Here is a 25686-nt window from a genome sequence, read left to right on the forward strand (position 1 = left end):
TGAATAATCAACTTTCTGTCTTCGTATATATGGTTATGGACAAGTATGAGGTGAGGGCGATGGAGTACGCGTTCGTTGGAATTGTAGCGACGGTGTTGATTGGAAGCATTACGTCTATTTGGACGACAAGTGTAAAAGCAACTCGTCGCATTTCCTTAGAAAATTTATTTGTCCTTATTCAATGGTATATCACGATGATGCTAGGTTTTGGGCTTATATATATGGTGCTTCAGATGAATGGGCATCACGTGTTTACCCCGTCTGCGAATAGAACGGCTAATGAATGTTTTTCTATACTTCAAGATAGTCTTTATTTAAGCGGGATCACGTTATTGTCAGTTGGATATGGGGACGTTACACCAATGGGGATTGGAAGATGGATTGCCATCATTGAAGCTTTATTGGGTTATATTATGCCTGCTGTACTTGTTGCTCGAACAATGCTTGACTGGGATGAGCGGTAATCGTTGCAATTTATTGTATCTTTCGCTACCCTAAAAACGAAAGAATAAGACAGTGGAGGGAAAACGATGTCTTTGCAAATCGGGCAACTAGCACCGGATTTCACATTGCCGGCAAGCAATGGGGAAATAGTTTCCCTTTCTGATTTTCGCGGGAAACATGTCGTATTATATTTTTATCCGAAAGATATGACGCCAGGATGTACGACAGAAGCGTGTGATTTTCGCGATCATTATGAAAAGTTTACAGAGACAAATACAGTTATTTTAGGAGTAAGTACGGATTCTGTAGAGCGCCATAAAAAATTTATTGAGAAATATCAATTGCCTTTTTTATTGCTCTCCGATGAAGAACATAAAGTAGCAGAAATGTATGGTGTTTGGAAGTTAAAGAAAAATTTTGGGAAAGAATATATGGGGATCGAGCGCTCGACGTTTGTGATTGATCGGGACGGAAGATTGGTAAAGGAATGGAGAGGAGTTAAAGTAAAAGGACATGTAGAAGAAGCGTTAGAATATATTTTAGAAAATTTAACGTAATTTTCCTTATATCTAGGTAAAAGTCCATGCGAAAAAGCCGATAATGCGTATGATGGATAGTAACCTCCTCAAATGAATGAAAGAGCGATATTGGTGCGGAACAACCTTCCGCACATTTTTTTTGCTAAAAAATGTGGCAAGTTCATATATTAATGATACGAATATTGACAAATAGCATAAAATACTTGTAGACTAATTATAAAAATTATAAAATAATAATTCTTTTTATTTTTTAAAGGAAGCGAGGTGCATGACGGTGTCTGATAATCAGCAGTTAAAAGAAGCGCTTGATACGTTAAAGCAGACGGGAATACGCATCACTCCGCAACGTCATGCGATATTGGAATATTTAATTAATTCGATGTCACACCCGACAGCAGATGAAATATATAAAGCGCTGGAAGGAAAATTTCCAAACATGAGCGTAGCAACCGTCTATAACAATTTGCGCGTTTTTAAAGAGGTCGGATTAGTGAAAGAGTTAACATATGGTGATGCATCAAGCCGCTTTGATTTTGTTACATCCAATCATTACCACGTTATTTGCGAACAATGTGGCAAGATTGTCGATTTTCACTATCCAGCATTAGATGAGGTAGAAGAGCTTGCTGCTCATATAACAGGGTTTAAAGTAGATCATCACCGTATGGAAATTTACGGAACATGTCCTGACTGTCAAGAAAAGACACGCCAACAACATTAAAAAGCTGATAGCGGGGGGGAATGCTATCAGCTTTTTCTCTTTTTTCGGTTATATTTTTCGTCAAACTCTTTTCCTTCTAACTCTGGATCTAATGTCAACGGCTCATTGCAAAACATACATAAATCTACCTTGCCAAGCATTTTTGTTATTTTGCCACAAGATGGACATACGACTTTCACTGCTCTTGTTGATAATGTTCCAATCCAAAAATAAACAACGGTGCTTGCGATGATGAAAAGAAGGCCTAAAATCATAAACAGTGTCATAACAAAAGGAGATGTACGGAAAAATATCCCTATATACATAACAATAAAGCCGACAAAAATTAAGCTCAAGGCAAATGTGCGAATTTTGTTGATTTTGCTCGAATATTTGATGCCCATTTATTGTCCCTCCTATACATAACACTATATCATAAAGTGGTGAAAAATGTGTCGCTATCTTCGGGAAGTTTAGAAACGACAAAGAGGATTTTTTGTTTTTTTGTCGAATAACCATGACATCATGAAGGAGATGGAGGAAACGATAATGGAGGATTTAATTCGTCCCATCTACCAAGAATGGGCCAGTCATCGTAATACATTAGGGATTTTGATGATTGAAAAGAAAGCGAACAATTCTGCTGTGACAGACACCTTTCATATCGTTTTATTGGTAGTTACTACTAATATGGCCCCGCCTATATTTGTGAAACATTATGTATCAGGAGAAGAAAAAGCGACGTTATATGTGGTCGATGAAACAAAATTAAATGAATGGCTTCTTCTTGGTTCCCATCGAAAGATTATTGATTGGATATTCTATGGGAAAATTTTATTTGACCGTAATGATTATATATATCAGCTCCGAAATCGTATGAAAGAATTCCCGGAAGAGATGCGGCAATTAAAAATGGGGATAGAATTTGCCAAATTAATTCGCAGATATATGGACGGAAAGGCATTTTTTGAGGCAGATCAACTGTTGGATGCGTATAATCATGTTATTCATGCATTGCATCATCTAGCGCGATTAGCTGTCATCGAACAAGGATTTTATCCCGAAGTCACTGTATGGAACCAAATAAAACAAATGGATGCGCAAATTTATAAGTTGTATGAAGAACTTGTCAGCAGTGAGGAGCCGTTGCAGAAACGGCTGGAGCTTTTATTTTTGGCAAGTGAATTTTTAATCCATTCGCGAATCCCATCAGGAGCTGCCCATTTGTTTAAAGTTTTAAGGGAAAAAGAGGGAGCATGGAGCATTGCGGAAATTATGCAGCATCCAGAGCTTTCATCGTATTCCGTAGATCTTATCATCATGCTGGAATATTTAGTAGAGAAAAAGGTCTTGTTTGTAGAAGAAGTGCCAACAAAAAGTCGCCATATATATCATCGTTACTATTCATTGCAAAATAAAGAACAGTAGTAGAATTTTTGTTTTATCGCACCTGCAATTTTATTTTGTCTGTTTGTTCGGGCTGCGCTTTTATTTTTTAGAATATAGCAATTCTGTTTGTAACATTTTCCCGAGAATTCTCCTTTCCTCTCGAAGTAAAGGAAGGTGAGGGATCGGGAGTTTTTTAATTCCTAAAAATATCTACTTGTGTAAGCAAGAAGTAGTAGAACGGTTCGCCCGCCCCATCGGTGTGGTGTCGACGTTGCTTACAGAATCTATCGAGAAGGCTTCCAATGTAGGTGGAAGGAGATTGCCTTCTTCTATGCAGAAGCTTTGTCGATGGAGGCGGTAAAAAACTCCCATCTCTTCATGGAGTGAAGGTGGGAGAGGTCTTCATGGAGTTTATTTCCTAAAAAAAATACAAAAATGTTATTGACTTGTTAAAAAAGAGATGATATATTATGAAACGTCGTCGCAACCAAGAAAGTTGCGAAACGATGTTAGCAAAAAAACACTTGACAATAAAAAATGAAAGTGTTAATATAAAAAAGTCGCTTTAAGAAAACAAATGTTCTTTGAAAACTGAACAAAACGAAGCGTCCACAACGAAAAGCGAAGGCGGCTTGACACCTTCGGTGTCAGTGCCGAATTAAATAAGCCAATCAACTTTCTTTTTGGAGAGTTTGATCCTGGCTCAGGACGAACGCTGGCGGCGTGCCTAATACATGCAAGGATGAGATTTCCCATCGCGTCAAGCGAGTAAGATCCCTCGAAGATGACGAGGTCGATAGGTCCGAGGTGGAAGCGTGGCGACACGTGGAGCTGACGGATACTAATCGATCGAGGACTTAACCAAGCGAAAAGTGGAGGCGAGCGCTTAGCGCCAAAAGGAAAATGTTCTTCGCCCGTAGAGGTGCTTGCACCTCAAGGGAGAAGGTTATTTGGCGCAAGAGAGCTAGGCATCGGAGTTAGACAACGGAAAAGCATAGGCCGCCTATGCAAGACGGCTTCTTCCAAACGGACGGTTATCTAGTTTTGAGGGAATGAAATTTCCCTTGACAATGTCAATGATTGAACTATAATGGAACTTGTCCATTACTTGCCTAGTGACAATAGCGGAGAGGAAACACCCGTTCCCATCCCGAACACGGAAGTTAAGCTCTCCAGCGCCGATGGTAGTTGGGGCCAGCGCCCCTGCAAGAGTAGGTCGTTGCTAGGCAGTTTATTATGGAGGATTAGCTCAGCTGGGAGAGCACTTGCCTTACAAGCAAGGGGTCGGCGGTTCGATCCCGTCATCCTCCACCATTACTTATTACAAATAGAATCAGTTGCTTTTCTCGAATGATGAGCCATTAGCTCAGTAGGTAGAGCATCTGACTTTTAATCAGAGGGTCGGAGGTTCGAATCCTCCATGGCTCACTCTTTGACCGCGGGTGTGGCGGAATTGGCAGACGCGCTAGATTCAGGGTCTAGTGCCCTTTACGGGCGTGGGGGTTCAAGTCCCTTCACCCGCACTCTATAACTCTATATTGAAGATGCGGAAGTAGTTCAGTGGTAGAACACCACCTTGCCAAGGTGGGGGTCGCGGGTTCGAGTCCCGTCTTCCGCTCCATTAATCGCCGGGGTGGCGGAATTGGCAGACGCACAGGACTTAAAATCCTGGGGTAGGTAACTACCGTGCCGGTTCGAGTCCGGCCCTCGGCATATGCGCTCGTAGCTCAATTGGATAGAGCATCTGACTACGGATCAGAAGGTTAGGGGTTCGAATCCTCTCGAGCGCGCCATTACGGGAAGTAGCTCAGCTTGGTAGAGCACATGGTTTGGGACCATGGGGTCGCAGGTTCGAATCCTGTCTTCCCGATTTAGAAAATATGGGGCCTTAGCTCAGCTGGGAGAGCGCCTGCTTTGCACGCAGGAGGTCATCGGTTCGATCCCGATAGGCTCCACTTATTCAAAAATTTAATGTTCTTTGAAAACTGAACAAAACGAAGCGTCCACAACGAAAAGCGAAGGCGACTTGACACCTTCGGTGTCAGTGACGAATTAAATAAGCCAATCAACTTTCTTTTTGGAGAGTTTGATCCTGGCTCAGGACGAACGCTGGCGGCGTGCCTAATACATGCAAGTCGAGCGGACCGAACGGAAGCTTGCTTCTGTTCGGTTAGCGATGAGATTTCCCATCGCGTCAAGCGAGTAAGATCCCTCGAAGATGACGAGGTCGATAGGTCCGAGGTGGAAGCGTGGCGACACGTGGAGCTGACGGATACTAATCGATCGAGGACTTAACCAAGCGAAAAGTGGAGGTGCCGCGCTTAGCTCTCGAAGCCAAATGTTCTTCACCCGTAGAGGTGCTTGCACCTCAAGGGAGGCGGAAGCCGCCTGCGCAAAACGGCTTTCTTCCAAACAGACGGTTATCTAGTTTTGAAGGAATGAATTACCCATCTTGACAAGACTATCTATTTATATATAATAAAACTTGTCCATTACTTGCCTAGTGACAATAGCGGAGAGGAAACACCCGTTCCCATCCCGAACACGGAAGTTAAGCTCTCCAGCGCCGATGGTAGTTGGGGCCAGCGCCCCTGCAAGAGTAGGTCGTCGCTAGGCAATTCATACGGAGGATTAGCTCAGCTGGGAGAGCACTTGCCTTACAAGCAAGGGGTCGGCGGTTCGATCCCGTCATCCTCCACCATGATAATACATATGAAGTGTGATTTTCCTTACATTCATGCCGGCTTAGCTCAATTGGTAGAGACGAGCCTAAGCTTCCGTGAATTCACTGCGAGTTGTCCCGACGCATATCACTTCGCTGAATAAGTGAGAAGAGGAAGGGACACAAAAAATTAAACGTATATGTCAATACTTCTTTCTTATGCCGGCTTAGCTCAATTGGTAGAGCAACTGACTTGTAATCAGTAGGTTGCGGGTTCAAGTCCTGCAGCCGGCACTGTAATAGTATGAGCCATTAGCTCAGTAGGGGAGCAACAAGCCTAAGCTCCTATGAATCCGCTACGAGTTGCCTCGACGAATCCTGCTTCTTTGAATTCACTAGTAGAGGAAGAGGCAACGAGAAACAACGAGTGTCTTTATTTACCACACGAGCCATTAGCTCAGTAGGTAGAGCATCTGACTTTTAATCAGAGGGTCGGAGGTTCGAATCCTCCATGGCTCACTTTTGCGGGTGTGGCGGAATTGGCAGACGCACCAGACTTAGGATCTGGCGCCTTACGGCGTGGGGGTTCAAGTCCCTCCACCCGCATCTTATAAGCGTGCGGAAGTAGTTCAGTGGTAGAACACCACCTTGCCAAGGTGGGGGTCGCGGGTTCGAACCCCGTCTTCCGCTCCATTAATGCCGCCGGGGTGGCGGAATTGGCAGACGCACAGGACTTAAAATCCTGGGGTAGGTAACTACCGTGCCGGTTCGAGTCCGGCCCTCGGCATATGCGCTCGTAGCTCAATTGGATAGAGCATCTGACTACGGATCAGAAGGTTAGGGGTTCGAATCCTCTCGAGCGCGTTAATCTTTTAATGAATATGTAGGAAGCGGGAAGTAGCTCAGCTTGGTAGAGCACATGGTTTGGGACCATGGGGTCGCAGGTTCGAATCCTGTCTTCCCGATTTAGAAAATATGGGGCCTTAGCTCAGCTGGGAGAGCGCCTGCTTTGCACGCACATTGCGAAAAACTTGTCGATTCCTTGGTGATGTGGTAGTCTATTCATGAGACATGAACCTCCTTGAGAATGGTTTGGTGACACATCTATTCTAATCAAGGAATCGGGTTCATGTCTCCTTTTTTGTTTTGTATGGATGTAAATTTATGTTAGTGAATTTGCTCATCTACAGATGATAATTTACAGTTAGGATTTACAAGAAATTCTTAACTTCATGGAGATAACTGATTGGGAGCCTGCTGTTCCATAATCTTCCTGACTTTCCGATGCGTCTACAAGTTGATTTTAAACATAATCAGGATGGTTTCCTCACATTTTCTGGACTTTTAGAAGTATTTAATAAGACTACCCCTCCAATTATTAATACTAAGCCAACTAATGTAATGATACTAAATGGATCTCTCCATAACAGTACACCAATTAACGCTGTTAAAGCTGTGCCCATCCCTGACCAAATAGCGTAAGCTAAGCTTAACGGAACTGTCTTAAGACATAATGATAAGCAATAAAATGATAATCCGAAACCAACAATCACTCCAATGGATGGGAATAAATTTGTAAATCCTTCCGACAATTTAAGCATTGTCGTACCAAATATTTCGCTGAAAATGGCCATTCCTAAAGCTATATAACCTTTCATACGATTACCTCCGACTCTCAAAGAGTTAATGAGAACTACTGAGTTTCAAAACAATAACTCCACAAATGATTAGAACTAAACCTAAACATTTTTTAAGATTAATACTTTCTTTATAAACGATAACACCAACTAATGCGGTTAAAGCCGTACCTACACCTGACCATATAGCATAAGCCGTACCCAGCGGTATTGCTTTAAGAGATAAAGATAGGAGGTAAAAAGCTGCACCATATCCAATTACTACTCCGATGGAAGGGAACAACTTTTTAAATCCGTTTGATACTTTTAGCATCGAGCTCCCAAACACTTCACTTATGATGGCTACTGCCAAAATTACATATGCATTCAAAATGAATCCTCCTTTTTTGTCATATTTATTAATTGCTGGAATACTTTTTCACGTAATTTGTCATCCAAGGGAGCTATATTAAAAAATTCTGAGTAATAAAGACCATCTATTGCTAACCGAATAATAGTTGCTGTTACAGGGTTTATACCATCCTGATCCACTTTGTTTTGCATAAACTGATAAATTTGGGACATACTTTTTAATAAATCTGGACTTAACATAGAAGCAGCAATTATTCCCACATATAACTCGGCGTTATGTTCCAGATCCTTTTTTGTTACCTCAATTAAAGCACGGCACCATTTACCTTTTTCTAATGGGTCTTTCTTAGCCTGATCCTCAATTAGCGTAATGAATTCTTCGAAAATATATTGTGCTAGTCCTATCAATAATGCTTCTTTATTTGGGAAGTGATATAATAAACCGCCTTTACTGATTCCCGCCTGTGTTGCCACAGAATCCAAAGTTAATTCATTAAAACCATTTTTGAGAATGAATTCTTTTGCAGATTTTAAGATATGCTGACGCTTTATTGTAGCTTTTGATTCCACATGCCTCACTCCTTAAAATAACCGTCTGGACGGTTTTATTATACCGTCTGGACGTTTTTTTTTCAAGACGGTTTTTTTTCAAAACGAAGAAAAGCCAAGCAAGGATCAGGCATGAAGCCTGACTGTAAATTAGCACATTATTTCAGAATCCCTTTTTCAAATTATTTCAGGCGTATTCGGAAATAATGTGCAAAATTAAACTCATTCCATTCCTCACGAAGAATACCCATTCGGATGGAATCATAGTATTCACCATTATAGTAGCGGCATTTTCTCATTCTACCTTCTAATCGCATTCCCAATTTTTCCGCACATCTGATCATTCGTGGATTTCCAGACCAAGTCGTCAGACCCACTCTCTCGATGGTTAGATTTTCAAAGAGATACTGTAGATGAGCAATTTTCATAACAATAATTACCATGTAAAAAGAAACAAACAGGGTACCCCTTATGCCACATGGAGCTGTTTTTTCACGGTATCAATGGGAATATTTTGTTTCGCTGCACAGTAAATGAACTCCACGAGGCTATGTCCTTTTCTCTTGCGCAAGAGATCGAGCCCATCAGAAAAATCGCTGTTCGACTCGAATAGGCTGTATACGTAAGCAAGCTGCACCAAGATCCAGTAGCGTTTCACCGCCCGAACCTGACGAACACGGTACCCATCGAGCTTCAGCTGGTCTTTCGCTTGTCGAAAAAAGCATTCGATCGACCAGCGTTGGGCATAGTGGCGCAAGATGTCTTCATCGCTTAGCTCCCGGTCGGTGCTCAAGACGCAGTGAAGATGTTCAGGTGTCATCGGCTGATCGGCTTTCCAAGCCAACAACACAACGGCATCATCGAGACCTTTCAGCGCTCCCTCGTAGCAAAATAAAATTGATCAAAAGGCGAGGATATGGGTATCGAAATATCCAGCGTTTTACTTTGCGTGTCCGTCTAGAGACCTCTATCACATTTTAACGTAAAAATCAAGTACATCTTTTGGTGATGAACCAATTAATTATTAATACACCAATTTATGTATATTAAACATGTAATAATGTTTTATGTAATAAAAAATCATTTTTTATTTTGTTTTTTATACTCTGCATATATCTTGGTTAACTCCTGTAATACTGTCAAACCATTCTCTCCCCGAATTTTTTGTTAATAATACGCTATCTCATCGGGGACTAACGTATTACCTCCAAAAGGAAAAATAAAGGCGCTCTTTGAACTCTCAGTTAAATATTTCGTTATCGACTTATCATAAACTGGATTCGTTGTTTCTATCAAGTTTAAATCGAGTCTTTCTGGTTTAATTCCTCCTGAAATAATCAATACTTCAAAACCATCTACCTTTTCTACTTTCCGCTTTGGATGGTCTAGAAAATAATTAAACACATCATTTAATGTAAACTCATATCCATCAAATAGAAAAGCACCCAAAGCTGAATTTTTAGAAGCTTGGGTGCAAATAGAAGACAGGCAACGAAAATCAGTCAAATTAGATTAATAGCGACAGCTTGTCTTTTCTATATATATTTGTAAAATCGTATTTCTTTTCCATGTATACTTGATGCCAAATCATAAAAGCAAGGACGGTCCAGATTTTTCGGCTATGGTCTGCTTTATTTTTGCAATGTTCGTCTAGTAAACGATACAATACATCTTTATTAAATAAATGATCGGTTGCGCTTTCTTTTATAATGTTTTTCGCCCAATCATGCATTTCATTTTTTAACCAATGACGAATTGGCACCGGAAATCCTAATTTTTTGCGATTTAAAACATGATCTGGAACAATTCCTTTTGCTGCTTTTCGTAGAATATATTTCGTCGTTTTGTTTGTCGTTTTCATTTCCGAAGCAATTTTGGCGGCTACTTCAAATACCTTTTTATCTAAAAATGGAACCCTCAACTCTAATGAATGGGCCATCGTCATTTTGTCGGCTTTTAATAAAATATCGCCTCGCAGCCATGTATGAATATCAATATATTGCATCCGGTTTACAGGAGGATAATGAGTTGTTTCTCTATAAAAAGGAGCTGTAATATATGTATATTCTAATCCCCTCTTATATCCTTTTAGCAGTTCTTGTTTTTCTGTCTCGCTATACATTTTCGCATTGCCGATATATCGTTCTTCCATTGGTGTTGTACCGCGCTCAATAAAGCTTTTTCCTTTTATTCCTTCCGGGAGTAGCCCTGCAATCACTCTCAAAGCTGATTTAACCGTACTTGGCATTCGCTCAAAAAGTTCCAATGACTGTGGCTCACGATAAATGTTGTAACCGCCAAATAACTCGTCAGCTCCCTCACCGGAAAGAACGACCGTTACATGCTTTCTTGCTTCCCGGGCAACAAAATAAAGCGGTACTGCCGCAGGATCGGCAAGTGGATCATCCATATGCCACATAATTTTCGGTAATTCCGCCATATATTCCTCTGGTGAAATGACATAGCTAATATTCTCAACGCCCAGCTTTTCCGCTGTTTCTTTTGCCACATCAATTTCACTGAAGCCTTCCCGCTCAAAGCCGACAGAAAATGTCTTGATATTAGGATTGAATTGTTTAGCAATTGCTGCAATGAAGGATGAATCAATTCCTCCTGATAAAAACGAACCTACCGGCACATCGCTGCGCATATGCACTTGCACGGAATCGAACAGCGCGTCGCGAATTTCTTTGACAAGTTCATCTTCTGATTGGATGATAGGTTGGAATTTGGCTTTCCAATAGCGATGAATGGTTAATTTTTCACCGATTTTTTTCTTCATATAGTGACCCGGCTCCAACTTTCGAATGCCAACAGACATCGTCATCGGTTCAGGTACATATTGGAATGTTAAATAATGCTGCAGTGAATCATAGTCTAATAAATCATTTTTAAGAGCGAGCAAAATACTTTTCTTCTCGGAAGCAAAAAACGTACGGTCGCCCTGTTCCATGTAGAAAAATGGTTTTATGCCAAACGGGTCACGTGCCGCAAAAATCGTTCTCTCTTGTTTGTCCCAGATGACGAAAGCAAACATACCTCGAAGCTTTTCTACAGCTTTTTCTTTTTCAGCACTATAAAGAGCAATAATGACTTCTGTATCGGAATGAGTAGTAAATTTATATCCCTTTGCAAGCAATTCTTCTCTCAATTCCACATAGTTGTAGATTTCCCCATTAAATATGATCCAATATCGTTCATTTTCATAGGACAATGGCTGGTGCCCTGTCTCAAGATCAATAATACTCAAGCGTCGAAATCCAAAATTCACGTATTCATCAAAAAAATAACCACCATCGTCAGGACCGCGATGAGTAATGATATCATTCATTTCTTGAAACGTTTCTTTCCATTTTTCATCGACGATTCTTGGATGATCATGAATACAACCAATAAAACCGCACATGATATTGCTATTCCCCCACTTTATCAAATTTAAATTTTATAGATTGTATCAAGACTTGGGTTAGCAAAATATAATACTGTAGATGAGCATTTTTCATTACAATAATTTCCATGGTTAGAGAGACAAACAGGGTACCCCTTACGCGATACGGAGCTGTTTTTTGATCACATCAATGGGAATATCTTGCTTTGCAGCGTCATAAAAACACCCGAAGTCGGTGAGGTAACCCGTAAGGGAGCCAGCCGCCGAAGGTGGGGCAAGTGATTGGGGTGAAGTCGTAACAAGGTAGCCGTACCGGAAGGTGCGGCTGGATCACCTCCTTTCTAAGGATGATACGAAAAGCGAAGGCGACTGGTTAGCCCCGACAGGCGCTGGAGGGCTCGCGAGGAGGCTGTTGCCGCCGCAGCGAGACCGAAGCGGCCCGAGGGGCTAGGAGCCGAAGCTAGACAGTACGAAAAGCGGAAGCGCCGCGATCAGCTCTCGAAGCCAAATGTTCTTCACCCGCTGAAGTGCTTGCACTTCGAGGGGGAAGGTTATTTGGCACAAGAGAGCTAGGCGCTGGAGCTAGACAGTACGAAAAGCGGAAGCGGCTGCCCTTATGGGCTAGTCGGAAGTGGGCGCTTCGGGTTTGTTCAGTTTTGAGGGAACATGTTTATGTTCTCTTCAATCAATCCGTTTTGCGCCTGCGTCTACCAGCGGATTCAAGGAAGCTGGATTCCTCGGCGCAAGGCAGCAGAGAAGTTGATTCAAGGCAGTAGCCTTGTTCAGTTTTGAGGGAGCATTCTACTCCTTCAAGTGCTTTGTGTCTGCGTCTGCTAGTAAATTCGAGGAAGCAGGATTCCTCGACACAAGGCTGCAAGGAAGCATACTCAAGTAGTCGCCTTGCGCCTGCGTCTATGAGCAGATGCAGGAAATGAGTTGGTTCCTTGAAAACTAGATAACCGAGAAGAAAAGCGGAGGCGCCGCGATTAGCCCCGATAGGCGCTGGAGGGCCTGCGAGGAGGCTATTGCCGCCACGGCAGGACCGAAGCGACCGTGAGGGGCTAGGCGCCGAAGCTAGACATAGGAAGAAGCCGAGAAGCGAAGGCGGCAAGCATGAAGCTGTTTTCGCATGGTTAAGTTAGAAAGGGCGCACGGTGGATGCCTTGGCACTAGGAGCCGATGAAGGACGGGGCAAACGCCGAAACGCTTCGGGGAGCTGTAAGCAAGCGTTGATCCGGAGAGCTCGCGAGGAGGCTGTTGCCGCCGCAGCGAGACCGAAGCGGCCCGAGGGGCTAGGAGCCGAAGCTAGACAGTACGAAAAGCGGAAGCGCCGCGATCAGCTCTCGAAGCCAAATGTTCTTCACCCGCAGAAGTGCTTGCACTTCGAGGGGGAAGGTTATTTGGCACAAGAGAGCTAGGCGCTGGAGCTAGACAGCAGAAAGGCGAAGGACGCTTCGGGTTTGTTCAGTTTTGAGGGAACATGTTTATGTTTTCTTCAATCAATCCGTTTTGCGCCTGCGTCTACCAGCGGATTCAAGGAAGCTGGATTCCTCGGCGCAAGGCAGCAGAGAAGTTGATTCAAGGCAGTAGCCTTGTTCAGTTTTGAGGGAGCATTTTACTCCTTCAAGTGTTTTGTGTCTGCGTCTGCTAGTGAATTCGAGGAAGCAGGATTCCTCGACACAAGGTTGCAAGGAAGCATACTCAAGTAGTCGCCTTGCGCCTGCGCCTATGAGCGGATGCAGGAAATAAGTTGGTTCCTTGAAAACTAGATAACCGAGAAGAAAAGCGGAGGCGCCGCGGTTAGCCCCGATAGGCGCTGGAGGGCCTGCGAGGAGGCTATTGCCGCCATGGCAGGACCGAAGCGACCGTGAGGGGCTAGGCGCCGAAGCTAGACAAAGGAAGAAGCCGAGAAGCGAAGGCGGCAAGCATGAAGCTGTTTTCGCATGGTTAAGTTAGAAAGGGCGCACGGTGGATGCCTTGGCACTAGGAGCCGATGAAGGACGGGGCAAACGCCGAAACGCTTCGGGGAGCTGTAAGCAAGCGTTGATCCGGAGAACAAGTAGTCAGAGCCCGTTCATGGGTGATGGCGTGCCTTTTGTAGAATGAACCGGCGAGTTACGATGACGTGCGAGGTTAAGTCGAAGAGACGGAGCCGCAGCGAAAGCGAGTCTGAATAGGGCGTTAAGTACGTTCCCAAGGCTAAATACTCCCTAGTGACCGATAGTGAACCAGTACCGTGAGGGAAAGGTGAAAAGCACCCCGGAAGGGGAGTGAAAGAGAACCTGAAACCGTGTGCCTACAAGTAGTCAGAGCCCGTTCATGGGTGATGGCGTGCCTTTTGTAGAATGAACCGGCGAGTTACGATGACGTGCGAGGTTAAGTCGAAGAGACGGAGCCGCAGCGAAAGCGAGTCTGAATAGGGCGTCAAAGCCGCTGGATTTTCGTTTTGGAAAAGGTTCTGGAGCGAAAAGCAATCTCGCTAATATAGTTGCATGCTTGGTTAAACCGTTTCATTGTTTCCAGCAGCGCATGAAACTGTTCAAGAGTTGGCATTAATTTAATCTTGAGAGTGCAGAGCATTCTTGATTCACCTACCTTTCTAAATCCAGTGTACTTATATTGAACGAAAAATTCAATATATACTGAAAATATAAACCCCGCCTTCCTCCCACAGCTAAAGCAGTGGGCTTCCGGCGGATGTTCTCGTGAATGAACAGGAAAACACAAACGAAAAAGCTCGTCCTCATTAACTTAAAATAAATACGAAAAAGGAAAAAAGGGGAATAGTTTCCATACCCGTCAAGTTTAGCGGTATAAAATTTTTAAGACGATACTCGTGTTCATCCCCGCAGTGAGTGATGGGGATCACATCCATTATTGGGCATACCAAATACCCCTCCAGAAGAGGGGTATTTGGTATTTATATCCATATCTAATTCTACCATATCTCTAATTTCGTTAAGATATCTGATGCCGTTTCTTCCCCTTTCCTTCGACCTTTCTTGGCATGTTTTCGTAACTTGGGACCATGGGGTCGCAGGTTCGAATCCTGTCTTCCCGATTTAGAAAATATGGGGCCTTAGCTCAGCTGGGAGAGCGCCTGCTTTGCACGCAGGAGGTCATCGGTTCGATCCCGATAGGCTCCACCAGTAATAATAAAGAATTTGGCGGCGTAGCTCAGCTGGCTAGAGCGTACGGTTCATACCCGTGAGGTCGGGGGTTCGATCCCCTCCGCCGCCATTGAAATGGACCTTTAGCTCAGCTGGTTAGAGCAGACGGCTCATAACCGTCCGGTCGTAGGTTCGAATCCTACAAGGTCCACCATGTTCTTTAATATGATGGAGGAGTACCCAAGTCTGGCTGAAGGGGTCGGTCTTGAAAACCGAGAGGCGCCGCAAGGCGCGCGGGGGTTCGAATCCCTCCTCCTCCGCCATACATCGTTACTCGTTACTATAGTATATCGCCGCGGGGTGGAGCAGTCCGGTAGCTCGTCGGGCTCATAACCCGAAGGTCGCAGGTTCAAATCCTGCCCCCGCAACCAATATTGGTCCCGTAGTGTAGTGGTTAACATGCCTGCCTGTCACGCAGGAGATCGCGGGTTCGAGTCCCGTCGGGACCGCCACAATGAACTAAGTATATGGATCGGTAACGATGAATGATACTTCCATGAATATGCTGCGAGTTGTCCTGACGCATCTAACATTGCTGAATAAGCTAGAAGAGGAAAGGACAAGACAACACAGAATATTAAGATAATAAAATGGCTCGGTAGCTCAGTCGGTAGAGCAAAGGACTGAAAATCCTTGTGTCGGCGGTTCGATTCCGTCCCGAGCCACCACTCACTCTTAAGTTTTTCTGTCTGATGTGCCGGCTTAGCTCAATTGGTAGAGCAACTGACTTGTAATCAGTAGGTTGCGGGTTCAAGTCCTGCAGCCGGCATCAGATTGTGGCGACTATGGCGAAGTGGTTAACGCACCAGATTGTGGCTCTGGCATGCGTGGGTTCGATTCCCACTAGTCGCCCCATGTTATGCGGGTGTAGTTTAGTGGTAAAACCTCAGCCTTCCAAGCTGATGTCGTGGGTTCGATTCCCATCACCCGCTTCTTGGGCCTATAGCTCAGCTGGTTAGAGCGCACGCCTGATAAGCGTGAGGTCGGTGGTTCAAGTCCACTTAGGCCCACCATATTGCATATTATCTGATAGTGAGTTAAACTAATATTAGACTTGCTTTATTCCGCAATAGCTCAGCGACAAGCACTACATCGATGAGTTCACTGCGAGTTGCCTCGATGCATCCATCATCTTTGAGTTTGCTAGCAGAGGAAGAGGCAACGAAAACCAAATGAAAACTAGAAGGTTTGTATCTTTTGTCCCGACGCATCTTGCTTCTGTGAATTAGCTAGAAGAGGAAGGGATAAAGATAATTTCGTATATGATTAATGCCATTCTCTTTATTCCGCAATAGCTCAGCGGTAGAGCAACCGGCTGTTAACCGGTAGGTCGTAGGTTCGAATCCTACTTGCGGAGCCATACGGAGAAGTACCCAAGTGGCTGAAGGGGACGGTTTGCTAAACCGTTAGGTCGCAATTTTGCGGCGCGCGGGTTCAAATCCCGCCTTCTCCGCCATTCAATGTGGCCCGTTGGTCAAGTGGTTAAGACACCGCCCTTTCACGGCGGTAACACGGGTTCGAATCCCGTACGGGTCATAAAAGCACCAGTTACGCTGGTGCTTTTGTTCTTTCCATAAAACGAAATTTGTCGAATTTTTTCGTTTTATAGTTGCAATCTAATACATCCTCTGTTATAATCAATACCGTTAACTTAATGTTGTTCATGATAAATGCGGTTTTGTATTCGGAGAATGTATACGCGGGTGTAGTTTAGTGGTAAAACCTCAGCCACGAGCAATACATCATCGAATTTGCTTCGAGTTGTCCCGACGCATTAAACACCTTGAATCGGCTAGAAGAGGAAGGGACAACGAAAAGAAGAGTTGATTGCGGGTTGCCTCGATGCATCCATCATCTTTGAGTTTGCTAGCAGAGGAAGAGGCATGACAACTGCGCGTTGTATACAGATTTAAAGAATAAAAAATAATATGCGGGTGTAGTTTAGTGGTAAAACCTCAGCCTTCCAAGCTGATGTCGTGGGTTCGATTCCCATCACCCGCTCCATCGCAAATAATGGTTATGGGGACAACGCAGTGTTTCGTTTCTTCAAAGAACGAGGCATTGCGTTTTTTATTTTTTATGTAATTTTTTACACAAGTTGAAAGACAGCATCACCTCCATGAATTTGCAAGAACATCTTTTGCATGGACTGCAACAGTTTTTCACATTGTTCTTGTTTCATAGATGGCAGTAAATAAACAATTTGAACGGCGTTTTTCGTTTCTTTTGTAACAGCTGTTCGTTGGGAATCAACAATCGGACTGCCAAATGGCCCGTGAACATCCTTTGATACGAGCTTATGAGAAAAGTTGACAGTGCGCCCGTTGATAGCGATATACTCGTCTTGGTCTGTTCCAATATCAATGGTAATCGGTCCTTCCAATTTATCTAAATCATAAATGCCAATTGGAATTTTATAATAAAGTGAAAAGAAATTGTTCACGTCGGCTGCGGAGTGGATAGTTGGGATAAAGTTTTTCTTTTGAATACGTCGATATAAGCTTTCCGACGAAGGACGATATCTGCTCGGGTCTGTTCCGATCGTTTTAAATGCCCTGCGCCATTCCGCCAGTTCAGGAATATCTGCAATCGCTGTTTCCTGCAAATCAAAGTAAATGGATTCTTGAAATAATTGGAGTCTTCCTTTTAACATTTGCGGAGAATCATCAACAACGATATGATTATAAAGTATAATCCCTACTTTAAATTGAGGTATCATTTGTTTTATTGTTTCCGCGACAACTACGTCCATCTGCTTTCACCTCGAAATTTTTTCTTTATTGTAACATAGATTCCGAATTTTAGCGAAAGGAGGGATAACGATGGATGTGGCGGCTCTAAAACAAGAGATTATTGAATATAGCAAAACGATTGGTATTGATAAAATTGGATTTGCTAGTGCTGATCCGTTTGTCGAGTTAAAAGAGCGGCTTCGTCGCCAACAAGAGTTAGGATATCAATCAGGATTCGAAGAGCCGGATATTGAAAAGAGAACCAATCCTTCCCTGCTTTTGCCAGAAGCAAAGTCTATTATTGCGATTGCCTTAGCATATCCGTCCAAAATGAAAAATGCTCCGCGTGGTACAAAAACAGAAAGACGAGGAATTTTTTGCAGGGCATCATGGGGAAAGGATTATCATTACATTTTGCGGGAACGTCTTGAAAAATTAGAAGCATTTATTTTAGAGAGAGTTCCTCAGGCTAGAGTAAAATCGATGGTAGACACGGGAGAACTGGCTGACCGTGCTGTTGCGGAACGGGCTGGAATTGGTTGGAGCGGAAAAAATTGTTCTATTATTACTCCAGAGTTTGGTTCTTATGTTTATTTAGGAGAGATGATTACCAATATTCCGTTTCCACCTGATGAACCGATTGAAAGCCGCTGTGGAACGTGTACGAAGTGTATCGATGCTTGCCCGACGGGAGCGCTCGTGCAGGGAGGACAATTGAATGCACAGAGATGCCTTTCATTTCTGACACAAACGAAAGGTTTTTTAGCTGATGAATTTCGTGATAAAATTGGAAATCGATTATATGGATGTGATACGTGCCAAATGGTTTGCCCTGAAAATAAAGGAAAAGACTTTCATCTCCATCCAGAGATGGAGCCGGACCCTGAAGTGGTAAAACCAAAATTAATTCCGCTTTTGCATATAAGCAATCGAGAATTTAAGGAAAAATTCGGTTCGATTGCTGGGGCTTGGCGTGGGAAAAAGCCGATTCAGCGAAATGCCATTTTGGCTTTAGCGCATTATAAAGATCAAACAGCCATTCCGGATTTACTAAAACTATTAAAAGAAGATAGCCGTCCGGTTATTCGCGGAACAGCGGCGTGGGCGCTTGGAAAAATTGGTGATACACGCGTTATTTCCGATTTAGAGGAAGCAAGCAAAACGGAAAAAGACCCGGAAGTTCTTGCGGAAATCGAAAAGGGACTACAATTATTGCGGTCAAATGAGGAAAAGGGAAAAAATCGCTCACCTGTCACATAAGTTAATAGCAAAAAAGAAAGCGGTGAGCGATGTGAAAAAACAGCTGCAATATTTATTAGAAAAAAGAGCTCAATTTTTTGTGTCTAAAGACGAACGCAATGTAGAAGAAGCAGTGGAAAGGAAGCAGCGGCTATTCGAGAAACGCGGCGCAGAAATTGTCCGCTGTTCCATTAATAGCCAAATTGTAAGCAAGCATGTAATGGAAACTGGGGGGAGGCTTGCTTATTTAGCTCATTATCAATTTTTAATAAAGCATGGCAGCAAGATGTACGTTGAGGAACAAGTGGAGGAAAGAAGAGCGTATTTTGAACGTGGAGAGTTAGTGAAAGATGAAAAAATAATCGTGAGCGAGGAAATGGTCCCGCCTCGTTTAGAACGTGAGATGTTAGTGGATGAAAGAATTTCATATAAATATGATCGAGCAAAGGCGGTGCGTTATGCTGAAACGTGGTGGAACAGCTACAATCCCGCGTTTCCACGGTTTAAGGTAGATTGCACGAATTTTATTTCCCAATGTTTATACGCAGGTGGAGCCCCGATGACAGGGTATCCGAATCGCGCAAAGGGATGGTGGTGCAAAAACAACAATTGGAGCTATAGTTGGGCGGTGGCACATTCTTTCCGTTGGTACTTGAGCGGAGCGCGTGTTGGATTACAAGCGGTTGAAGTATCATCGCCAGAACAATTGATGGCTGGAGATGTGATTTGTTACGACTTTGAAGGGGACGGTCGTTTTAATCACTCAACGATTGTTGTAGCGAAGGATGCGAACGGAATGCCGTTAGTGAACGCTCATACAACAAATAGCCGCATGCGCTATTGGTCATATGAAGATTCCACGGCGTATACACCTAATATTCGCTATAAGTTTTTTCATATCATTGATCGAAAATAACAATATAGTTTGAGGTGATCGATATGCCACTACATGTAGTACTATATCAACCGGAAATTCCAGCAAATACGGGGAATATTGCACGTACGTGTGCAGCAACAGATACAGCGCTTCATTTGATTCGTCCGCTCGGTTTTTCGACCGATGATAAAATGTTAAAACGCGCCGGTCTTGACTATTGGCCATATGTAAATATTTCTTATTATGATTCATTGGAAGAGTTATTTGAGAGGTATCCAAACGGAGAATTTTACTTTATCACTAAATTTGGAAAAAAATACTATGATTCTTTCGACTTTAGTGATATGGAAAAAGATCATTTTTTTGTGTTTGGACGTGAAACGACGGGATTGCCAAAAGATTTGCTTGAAGCAAATATGGATCGCTGTCTGCGCATTCCGATGAACGATAAAGTCCGTTCCTTAAATTTATCCAATACTGCAGCTATTTTAGTCTATGAAGCGTTGCGTCAGCAAAAATTTAACGGTTTATTTTAAATAAAAAACGACCTTCTGAAAAGGAGGTCGTTTTTTATGCATTAATTTTTTACACCTGGTTTATCTTCGTAGCCAGCTGTAAAGATCGCGGTTAAAAAAGCGATGATCACGCCTAATACAAGCAATGTACGCATCGCGATTCCTCCTTCACGAAATGGTTGCTTCATCTCCTTCATTATAGCGAATATGACAAGCGTTGTGAATGGCAAGTATGGGCCGTGGCAGTCAGACAAAATTTTTTTTGCGATGAATGATTCGGGACATCCTTGCATACATTGTAATAATCTTGTTGTTAAGACATCAAGGATAAGGAGGTCCTTTATGGATATTTTAAAGAAAATCGAACAATATCGGGAAGAAGAGGAACGGTTAAAATGGGAAGGTACGTTTGCAGAGTATTTAGAGATTTTAAAAGAAAAGCCATGGGTTGCTCAGTCCGCTCATTCACGCGTTTATAATATGATTAAAGATGCTGGAGTCGAAGTAGTAAATGGAAGAAAACGATATAAGTTTTTCAGCCATCAGCTATTTGGATTAGAGGAGGCGCTGGAACGTCTAGTAGAAGAATATTTTCATCCAGCGGCAAAGCGGCTTGATGTGCGCAAACGTATTTTGTTGTTGATGGGTCCTGTTGGTGGCGGAAAATCAACACTTGTTACATTGCTAAAACGGGGGTTAGAGGAGTATTCGAAGACAGAACGCGGCGCAGTGTATGCGATTAAAGGATGCCCGATGCATGAAGATCCGCTTCATTTAATCCCACCTCATTTGCGCGATGATTTTTATAAAGAGTATGGCATCCGCATTGAAGGAGAACTTTCGCCGCTGAACATGATGAGATTGGAAAAAGAATATGGCGGGCGTATTGAAGATGTAATGGTAGAGAGAATTTTCTTCTCGGAAAATAAACGGGTCGGCATTGGAACGTTCAGTCCGTCTGATCCAAAATCTCAGGATATTGCTGATCTCACGGGAAGTATCGACTTTTCAACCATCGCTGAATATGGTTCAGAATCAGATCCACGCGCCTATCGATTTGATGGTGAGTTAAACAAGGCGAACCGAGGAATTATGGAATTCCAGGAAATGTTAAAATGTGATGAAAAGTTTCTATGGCATTTGCTTTCTTTAACGCAAGAAGGAAATTTCAAAGCGGGGCGATTCGCGCTCATTAGCGCTGATGAGCTAATTATCGCCCATACGAACGAAACGGAATATCGTTCATTTATCGCGAACAAAAAGAATGAAGCGCTCCACTCGCGGATTATCGTCATGCCAATTCCATACAATTTGCGTGTGTCGGAAGAGGAGCGTATTTATGAAAAAATGATTCGGGAAAGTGATGTAGCTGATGTTCATATTGCTCCGCATACGCTTCGAATTGCCGCAATGTTTACGATTTTAACGAGATTGAAAGAATCGAAACGGCCGGATGTCGATTTAATTAAAAAAATGCGACTCTACGATGGCGAAATGGTCGAAGGATTTAATGAAGTAGATGTAGAGGAATTGAAAAAAGAACATCCGGATGAAGGAATGAGCGGCATCGATCCTCGTTACGTCATTAACCGAATTTCTTCGTGCATTATTCGCAAAGAAGTTCCATCGATTAACGCGCTAGATGTATTGCGATCCTTAAAAGAGGGGCTTGATCAGCATCCGTCTATTTCCAAAGAAGATAAAGAGCGGTATTTAAACTTTATTTCGCTTGTCCGGAAAGAATACGATGAAATCGCCAAGCAAGAAGTACAAAAGGCGTTTGTCTACTCCTATGAGGAGTCGGCGAAAACGTTGATGGACAATTATTTAGACAATGTAGAAGCGTACTGCAATAAAACGAAGCTGCGCGATCCGTTGACAGGAGAGGAAATGAATCCAGACGAAAAACTCATGCGCTCGATCGAAGAGCAAATCGGCATTTCGGAAAACGCGAAAAAGGCATTTCGTGAAGAAATTTTAATTCGTATTTCCGCCTATGCCCGAAAAGGACAGAGGTTTGATTACAACTCACATGAGCGGTTGCGGGAGGCGATTCAGAAGAAACTATTCGCTGACTTGAAAGACATTGTAAAAATCACCACTTCATCGAAAACGCCGGATGAGCAGCAATTAAAGAAAATTAATGAAGTAGTGGCACGCTTGATCGATGAATATGGCTATAATTCTACGTCAGCAAACGAATTGCTTCGCTATGTCGGCAGCTTATTAAATCGTTAGCATGCCTAATGTTAGGCATGCTTTTTTACTCAAATAGCAGTCTGGTGATGTATCAAAAAAGAAAAAGCTTATATTCTTTGTTTTGTACTTTTTTAGGCTTGTCCAACAAAAATTTACATGTTCATTTTCGTAATAATTTGTCAATTATTTCGTTTTTTTGCATAGGATAGAGTAAACAAACCGTCATTTATTCATTATGTTTGTTATGACGCCAACATAAATATATGCTTCAAGATAAAAAAGTGTGAAAACATTTTAAATGAGGAGGGGAAAAAATGAAAGGAAACTTTGTTATATCGAAAGAAGACTGGTCCCTCCATCGGAAAGGACATGACGATCAAAAACGACATGAAGAAAAAGTAAAAGAAGCAATTAAAAACAATTTGCCAGATTTAATTACAGAAGAAAGCATCATTATGTCAAACGGACGTGACGTCATTAAAATTCCGATCCGTTCTTTGGATGAATATAAAATTCGTTATAATTATGAGAAAAACAAACATGTTGGTCAAGGGAACGGAGACAGTCAAGTTGGCGATGTTGTTGCAAGAGATGGATCAGGGGAGGGACAAGGGCCTGGAACAGGGCAAGGAGCCGGCGACTTGCCCGGGCAAGATTATTATGAAGCGGAAGTTTCGCTAATGGAATTGGAAGAAGCGTTATTCAGCCAATTGGAGCTGCCGAATTTACAAAGAAAAGAAGCGGACCAAAACGTTGTAGAACATATTGAATTTAATGATATTCGCCGTACTGGTTTAACGGGGAATATCGATAAAAAAAGAACGATGCTCGCGGCATTTAAGAGAAATGCGATGAATGGCAATCCAAGTTTTTATCCGATTTATCGTGAAGATTTAAGATATAGAACATGGAATGAAGTGGTAAAGCCAGATTCGAAAGCAGTTGTTCTTGCGATGATGGATACAAGCGGCTCAATGGGATTGTGGGAAAAATATATGGCACGCAGTTTCTTCTTTTGGATGACCCGCTTTTTACGTACAAAATATGAAACGGTGGAAATCGCATTTATCGCCCATCATACAGAAGCAAAAGTGGTTACCGAAGATGAATTTTTCACAAAAGGAGAAAGCGGAGGCACGATCTGTTCTTCCGCCTATCGAAAAGCGTTGGAGCTCATTGAAACGAAATACTCGCCATCGCGTTATAATATTTATCCGTTCCACTTTTCGGATGGAGATAACTTGACATCAGATAACGCCCGTTGTGTCAAACTTGTTCAAGAACTAATGAAAGTGTCCAACATGTTTGGATATGGAGAAGTAAATCAGTATAACCGCCACTCGACGCTAATGTCTGCTTACAAAAACATCAAAGATGAAAAATTCCGTTATTATATCCTCAAACAAAAATCAGATGTATTCCATGCGATGAAAACATTTTTCCGGAAAGAAGAAAATAAGGCATTCGTATGAATCTCCTGCAATAGCGCAGGAGATTTTTATTTATTTTACAAAAAGTATAAATTTTACAGAAGCAAAAACCCTATTTTACAGCTTATTTACAAACATCCTCCATGATGAAAGTAATCAAGCTGTCTTGCAAAGCAGGGGGGATAGCGGTTTCAACGGGAAGCATTTTTTATGGAAAGAAGCAAAAGCAAGGAGGTGCATCGTGTGACAAACGTGGAGTTTGTTCGTGTTTGCAAGTCCTATGACGGAAAAAAATATGTCATTCACGACTTAAATGCTTCCATTGAATCAGGAGAATTTTTTGTGCTAGTTGGGCCTTCGAGATGTTTGAAGCGATGACGATGGCAGATCGAATGATGGTTTTGCACGAGGGAATATCGCAACAAATCGGTGTGCCGCTGGATGTGTACAATCATCCGAATAATACTTTTGTTGCTTCGTTTATCGGTTCTCCTCCGATGAATTTAGTAGAGGCAAAAGTATCAGAAAACACATTGTTTCTCAACTATGAACGGGCAATACGATTTTCAAATAGCAGTTTGTTGCTGCCGAAACAAGTGATTGTCGGCGTTCGCCCCGAACATATTCATCTCGTTCCATCTCAAGATGAATATTTTATTGCTACTGTTGCGAATGTAGAAGTATTAGGTGCTGAAACACTTGTGACGTTTTAACTAACAAAACATACACATTGGATTGCCAGATGAAACGGACAGTGGAATATTCAGGTCGGCGAGCGGATTCCGTTGGTTATTGATGAAGCAAATAGCGCATTTTTTGATGTTCATGGCTTCAGGCTTCCATATTCTATTTCTTCTCATACGATGAGCGGGAAGGAAAAACGATGAGCGTATTTCCTTCGTCTAAGACCGAGCCTTGGGCGAGTAGTTTTTGTCACTGCATCGATCCTAATCAACCTATCTACAATTTTTCGATTTGTTGGGCTGGCATAAGAAAAGGTCTCGTTTGGCATGCAAACGAGACCAAATTTTCTTTTTGAAATAGATGATCTAATTGGACGAGCTGACAGATTCATTTGGGTTCGCCGCTTCTTTGTCTTGCTTGGCTGAATCTGTTTTTCGTATTGTTTCTATCATTGCTAAAGCAGGCGCAAGTTCTTCCTTATCTTTTGGCGTTTGAATCATTACAAGCATAGGAACAGGGCTGCTTGTAGCGATGACATGAACCGTCATATTTTCCGATTGTGCGGTATACCAAGCGGCTCCTTTCAATGATTCTGGCAGATTTGCGCTGTCCTGGCGAGCGGCATCGGAAGACACTGCTTGTGCGTGTTCTTCCGCTAGTTTCACATAATCTATTTTATTCCCTTCTTCATGAAGAAGGCGGATTCTGACAAAGCTGTTATCTCGCAGCAACAAGTCAGAATGCGGCTCTTCAGCTTCAAGCTCCCATCCTTTTAGTACATATAAGGAAAAACCTTGGTTGTCGCTTGTTTTTAAAGAAGCAGTTTCTTTCACTTCTTTTCCATCGACCATATAAGATAATTGCATTTCGGAAGGGCGCGCTTCTTCTTGTTGTTTGTTTTCTTCTGCATTAGTTTGCTGTTTATTTTCTTCTGTATTACTTTGTTGTTTGTTTTCTTCATTAGTGGCACCGCCATTTTCAGAGGCGCTGTTTTCGTTTTTAGAAGAAGATTGTGATGTCTCTGATTTCCCTGTGTTGTCCGATTGCGTCGTTTCCGTTTGGGTTGTGTCCTTATTAGAAGGATTCGGTTGTTTTACTTCATTTGTTTCTTTCGTTCCACAACCTGAAACAAGCGCGATCGCCATGATGGCAGTTATAAACGGTTTCCAAGTGAATTGCAT

18 protein-coding genes, 31 tRNA genes, 2 rRNA genes, 4 pseudogenes and 3 other annotated features are annotated in these 25686 nt (G+C 42.6%); of the genes and pseudogenes, 45 read left to right on the plus strand and 10 right to left on the minus strand.

Translation table 11 applies throughout. From position 1 onward, the window contains the following. The first annotated feature begins 59 nt into the window (after positions 1-59). The 3 genes from B9L23_RS02805 to perR all read left to right on the plus strand — a co-directional run bounded on the left by B9L23_RS02805 (position 60) and on the right by perR (position 1704). Entirely contained in the window at positions 60-464 is a 405-nt protein-coding gene (locus B9L23_RS02805; RefSeq protein WP_121910034.1) for a potassium channel family protein, read from the plus strand. Positions 465-530: 66 nt separating this feature from the next. Next, the gene (bcp, locus tag B9L23_RS02810) at positions 531-1001 is read left to right on the plus strand and encodes a thioredoxin-dependent thiol peroxidase (RefSeq protein WP_012749218.1); all 471 of its coding nucleotides are present in this window, start codon (positions 531-533) and stop codon (positions 999-1001) included. 250 nt (positions 1002-1251) lie between these two features. Next, the gene (perR, locus tag B9L23_RS02815) at positions 1252-1704 is read left to right on the plus strand and encodes a peroxide-responsive transcriptional repressor PerR (protein WP_012749219.1); all 453 of its coding nucleotides are present in this window, start codon (positions 1252-1254) and stop codon (positions 1702-1704) included. Positions 1705-1730: 26 nt separating this feature from the next. Here the strand turns inward: perR and B9L23_RS02820 are convergent, their stop codons facing one another. Then, positions 1731-2087 (minus strand): YgzB family protein, encoded by a 357-nt coding sequence (locus B9L23_RS02820; protein WP_012749220.1) that lies wholly within the window; start codon positions 2085-2087, stop codon positions 1731-1733. Positions 2088-2232: 145 nt separating this feature from the next. On the opposite strand from B9L23_RS02820, the gene B9L23_RS02825 reads away from it, so the two are divergent. The 19 genes from B9L23_RS02825 (at position 2233) to B9L23_RS02915 (ending at position 6699) form a co-directional block, all read left to right on the plus strand. Next, complete coding sequence (locus tag B9L23_RS02825) at positions 2233-3111, plus strand: nucleotidyltransferase-like protein (RefSeq protein ID WP_089096853.1); 879 nt, start codon at positions 2233-2235, stop codon at positions 3109-3111. Positions 3112-3825: 714 nt separating this feature from the next. After that, positions 3826-3925, plus strand: a sequence feature (23S ribosomal RNA rRNA prediction is too short). A gap of 258 nt (positions 3926-4183) precedes the next feature. Next, a 5S ribosomal RNA gene (gene rrf, locus B9L23_RS02830) occupies positions 4184-4300 on the plus strand. Positions 4301-4310: 10 nt separating this feature from the next. Then, positions 4311-4386: transfer RNA gene (locus tag B9L23_RS02835), tRNA-Val, on the plus strand. 41 nt (positions 4387-4427) lie between these two features. Next, positions 4428-4500, plus strand: a tRNA-Lys gene (locus B9L23_RS02840). 10 nt (positions 4501-4510) lie between these two features. Further along, a tRNA-Leu gene (locus tag B9L23_RS02845) sits at positions 4511-4595 on the plus strand. A 23-nt stretch (positions 4596-4618) separates the two neighbouring features. Then, positions 4619-4693, plus strand: a tRNA-Gly gene (locus B9L23_RS02850). Between the two features lie 6 nt (positions 4694-4699). Beyond that, a tRNA-Leu gene (locus B9L23_RS02855) sits at positions 4700-4785 on the plus strand. A 3-nt stretch (positions 4786-4788) separates the two neighbouring features. After that, positions 4789-4865, plus strand: a tRNA-Arg gene (locus tag B9L23_RS02860). A gap of 3 nt (positions 4866-4868) precedes the next feature. Further along, positions 4869-4942, plus strand: a tRNA-Pro gene (locus tag B9L23_RS02865). Between the two features lie 12 nt (positions 4943-4954). Further along, positions 4955-5027: transfer RNA gene (locus tag B9L23_RS02870), tRNA-Ala, on the plus strand. A 232-nt stretch (positions 5028-5259) separates the two neighbouring features. After that, positions 5260-5359, plus strand: a sequence feature (23S ribosomal RNA rRNA prediction is too short). Positions 5360-5571: 212 nt separating this feature from the next. Continuing rightward, positions 5572-5688, plus strand: a 5S ribosomal RNA gene (rrf, locus tag B9L23_RS02875). A gap of 9 nt (positions 5689-5697) precedes the next feature. Then, positions 5698-5773, plus strand: a tRNA-Val gene (locus B9L23_RS02880). A gap of 182 nt (positions 5774-5955) precedes the next feature. Then, a tRNA-Thr gene (locus B9L23_RS02885) sits at positions 5956-6028 on the plus strand. 152 nt (positions 6029-6180) lie between these two features. Next, positions 6181-6253, plus strand: a tRNA-Lys gene (locus B9L23_RS02890). 5 nt (positions 6254-6258) lie between these two features. After that, positions 6259-6340 (plus strand) — tRNA-Leu (locus tag B9L23_RS02895). 12 nt (positions 6341-6352) lie between these two features. Next, positions 6353-6427, plus strand: a tRNA-Gly gene (locus B9L23_RS02900). 8 nt (positions 6428-6435) lie between these two features. Further along, a tRNA-Leu gene (locus B9L23_RS02905) sits at positions 6436-6521 on the plus strand. Positions 6522-6524: 3 nt separating this feature from the next. After that, positions 6525-6598 (plus strand) — tRNA-Arg (locus B9L23_RS02910). A 27-nt stretch (positions 6599-6625) separates the two neighbouring features. Continuing rightward, positions 6626-6699: transfer RNA gene (locus tag B9L23_RS02915), tRNA-Pro, on the plus strand. 348 nt (positions 6700-7047) lie between these two features. Here B9L23_RS02915 and B9L23_RS02920 read toward each other — a convergent pair. The 5 genes and pseudogenes from B9L23_RS02920 to B9L23_RS02940 all read right to left on the minus strand — a co-directional run. Then, entirely contained in the window at positions 7048-7392 is a 345-nt protein-coding gene (locus B9L23_RS02920; protein WP_089096854.1) for a DMT family transporter, read from the minus strand. A 25-nt stretch (positions 7393-7417) separates the two neighbouring features. Then, positions 7418-7684 (minus strand): DMT family transporter, encoded by a 267-nt coding sequence (locus B9L23_RS02925; protein ID WP_425439780.1) that lies wholly within the window; start codon positions 7682-7684, stop codon positions 7418-7420. A gap of 53 nt (positions 7685-7737) precedes the next feature. Then, positions 7738-8292: a TetR/AcrR family transcriptional regulator gene (locus B9L23_RS02930; protein ID WP_089096856.1), complete on the minus strand. Its 555-nt coding sequence runs from the start codon at positions 8290-8292 to the stop codon at positions 7738-7740. Between the two features lie 161 nt (positions 8293-8453). After that, positions 8454-8675: pseudogene (locus tag B9L23_RS20865) on the minus strand (GNAT family N-acetyltransferase); the annotation flags it as partial. A 65-nt stretch (positions 8676-8740) separates the two neighbouring features. After that, positions 8741-9166, minus strand: a pseudogene (locus B9L23_RS02940) (transposase); the annotation flags it as partial. Between B9L23_RS02940 and B9L23_RS21625 the strand changes: the two are divergent. Further along, positions 9157-9252: pseudogene (locus B9L23_RS21625) on the plus strand (transposase); the annotation flags it as partial. The pseudogenes B9L23_RS02940 and B9L23_RS21625 sit on opposite strands and share 10 nt — an antisense overlap. A 526-nt stretch (positions 9253-9778) precedes the next feature. Here B9L23_RS21625 and asnB read toward each other — a convergent pair. Both asnB and B9L23_RS19825 read right to left on the minus strand, forming a co-directional pair. Beyond that, the gene (gene asnB, locus B9L23_RS02950; RefSeq protein ID WP_089096857.1) at positions 9779-11677 is read right to left on the minus strand and encodes an asparagine synthase (glutamine-hydrolyzing); all 1899 of its coding nucleotides are present in this window, start codon (positions 11675-11677) and stop codon (positions 9779-9781) included. A 1941-nt stretch (positions 11678-13618) separates the two neighbouring features. Then, positions 13619-13957, plus strand: a sequence feature (23S ribosomal RNA rRNA prediction is too short). Between the two features lie 129 nt (positions 13958-14086). Beyond that, a pseudogene (locus tag B9L23_RS19825) lies at positions 14087-14239 on the minus strand (RNA-guided endonuclease TnpB family protein); the annotation flags it as partial. Between the two features lie 493 nt (positions 14240-14732). Between B9L23_RS19825 and B9L23_RS02955 the strand changes: the two are divergent. From B9L23_RS02955 to B9L23_RS03025, 15 genes are all read left to right on the plus strand, one after another. Further along, positions 14733-14808, plus strand: a tRNA-Ala gene (locus B9L23_RS02955). Positions 14809-14825: 17 nt separating this feature from the next. Beyond that, a tRNA-Met gene (locus tag B9L23_RS02960) sits at positions 14826-14899 on the plus strand. A 7-nt stretch (positions 14900-14906) separates the two neighbouring features. Beyond that, positions 14907-14983, plus strand: a tRNA-Ile gene (locus B9L23_RS02965). A gap of 16 nt (positions 14984-14999) precedes the next feature. Further along, positions 15000-15092 (plus strand) — tRNA-Ser (locus tag B9L23_RS02970). Positions 15093-15123: 31 nt separating this feature from the next. Beyond that, positions 15124-15200 (plus strand) — tRNA-Met (locus tag B9L23_RS02975). Positions 15201-15205: 5 nt separating this feature from the next. Then, positions 15206-15281: transfer RNA gene (locus B9L23_RS02980), tRNA-Asp, on the plus strand. A 140-nt stretch (positions 15282-15421) separates the two neighbouring features. After that, positions 15422-15497, plus strand: a tRNA-Phe gene (locus tag B9L23_RS02985). A 28-nt stretch (positions 15498-15525) separates the two neighbouring features. Then, positions 15526-15598: transfer RNA gene (locus B9L23_RS02990), tRNA-Thr, on the plus strand. A gap of 10 nt (positions 15599-15608) precedes the next feature. Next, a tRNA-His gene (locus tag B9L23_RS02995) sits at positions 15609-15684 on the plus strand. Between the two features lie 6 nt (positions 15685-15690). Beyond that, positions 15691-15761, plus strand: a tRNA-Gly gene (locus B9L23_RS03000). A 4-nt stretch (positions 15762-15765) separates the two neighbouring features. After that, positions 15766-15842, plus strand: a tRNA-Ile gene (locus tag B9L23_RS03005). Positions 15843-16114: 272 nt separating this feature from the next. Continuing rightward, a tRNA-Asn gene (locus tag B9L23_RS03010) sits at positions 16115-16189 on the plus strand. Between the two features lie 3 nt (positions 16190-16192). Then, positions 16193-16285 (plus strand) — tRNA-Ser (locus tag B9L23_RS03015). An 8-nt stretch (positions 16286-16293) separates the two neighbouring features. Further along, positions 16294-16365 (plus strand) — tRNA-Glu (locus B9L23_RS03020). Positions 16366-16759: 394 nt separating this feature from the next. Beyond that, a tRNA-Gly gene (locus B9L23_RS03025) sits at positions 16760-16833 on the plus strand. A gap of 85 nt (positions 16834-16918) precedes the next feature. Here B9L23_RS03025 and B9L23_RS03030 read toward each other — a convergent pair. After that, a complete protein-coding gene (locus B9L23_RS03030) occupies positions 16919-17581 on the minus strand; it encodes a B3/B4 domain-containing protein (RefSeq protein ID WP_089096858.1) in 663 nt (220 codons plus the stop codon). Positions 17582-17651: 70 nt separating this feature from the next. Between B9L23_RS03030 and queG the strand changes: the two genes are divergently transcribed. The 7 genes from queG to B9L23_RS03060 all read left to right on the plus strand — a co-directional run bounded on the left by queG (position 17652) and on the right by B9L23_RS03060 (position 24534). Further along, positions 17652-18821: a tRNA epoxyqueuosine(34) reductase QueG gene (queG, locus tag B9L23_RS03035; protein ID WP_062756312.1), complete on the plus strand. Its 1170-nt coding sequence runs from the start codon at positions 17652-17654 to the stop codon at positions 18819-18821. Positions 18822-18852: 31 nt separating this feature from the next. Continuing rightward, the gene (locus B9L23_RS03040; RefSeq protein ID WP_081189109.1) at positions 18853-19716 is read left to right on the plus strand and encodes an amidase domain-containing protein; all 864 of its coding nucleotides are present in this window, start codon (positions 18853-18855) and stop codon (positions 19714-19716) included. A 23-nt stretch (positions 19717-19739) separates the two neighbouring features. After that, the gene (trmL, locus tag B9L23_RS03045; RefSeq protein WP_012749226.1) at positions 19740-20213 is read left to right on the plus strand and encodes a tRNA (uridine(34)/cytosine(34)/5-carboxymethylaminomethyluridine(34)-2'-O)-methyltransferase TrmL; all 474 of its coding nucleotides are present in this window, start codon (positions 19740-19742) and stop codon (positions 20211-20213) included. A gap of 321 nt (positions 20214-20534) precedes the next feature. Next, positions 20535-22430, plus strand: coding sequence for a PrkA family serine protein kinase (locus B9L23_RS03050; protein ID WP_062756314.1), 1896 nt, complete (start codon positions 20535-20537; stop codon positions 22428-22430). A gap of 275 nt (positions 22431-22705) precedes the next feature. Next, on the plus strand, positions 22706-23863 hold the full coding sequence (gene yhbH, locus B9L23_RS03055) for a sporulation protein YhbH (protein ID WP_012749229.1): 1158 nt from the start codon (positions 22706-22708) through the stop codon (positions 23861-23863). A gap of 168 nt (positions 23864-24031) precedes the next feature. Continuing rightward, entirely contained in the window at positions 24032-24199 is a 168-nt protein-coding gene (locus tag B9L23_RS20265; protein WP_156482456.1) for a hypothetical protein, read from the plus strand. Next, a complete protein-coding gene (locus tag B9L23_RS03060) occupies positions 24184-24534 on the plus strand; it encodes a TOBE domain-containing protein (RefSeq protein WP_081189051.1) in 351 nt (116 codons plus the stop codon). The genes B9L23_RS20265 and B9L23_RS03060 overlap by 16 nt, the downstream gene beginning before the upstream one ends. A 336-nt stretch (positions 24535-24870) precedes the next feature. On the opposite strand, the gene B9L23_RS03065 is transcribed toward B9L23_RS03060, so the two are convergent. Further along, positions 24871-25686, minus strand: coding sequence for a hypothetical protein (locus B9L23_RS03065; RefSeq protein ID WP_081189050.1), 816 nt, complete (start codon positions 25684-25686; stop codon positions 24871-24873).

The sequence above is a fragment of the Parageobacillus galactosidasius genome (assembly GCF_002217735.1).
GTDB lineage: Bacteria > Bacillota > Bacilli > Bacillales > Anoxybacillaceae > Parageobacillus_B > Parageobacillus_B toebii.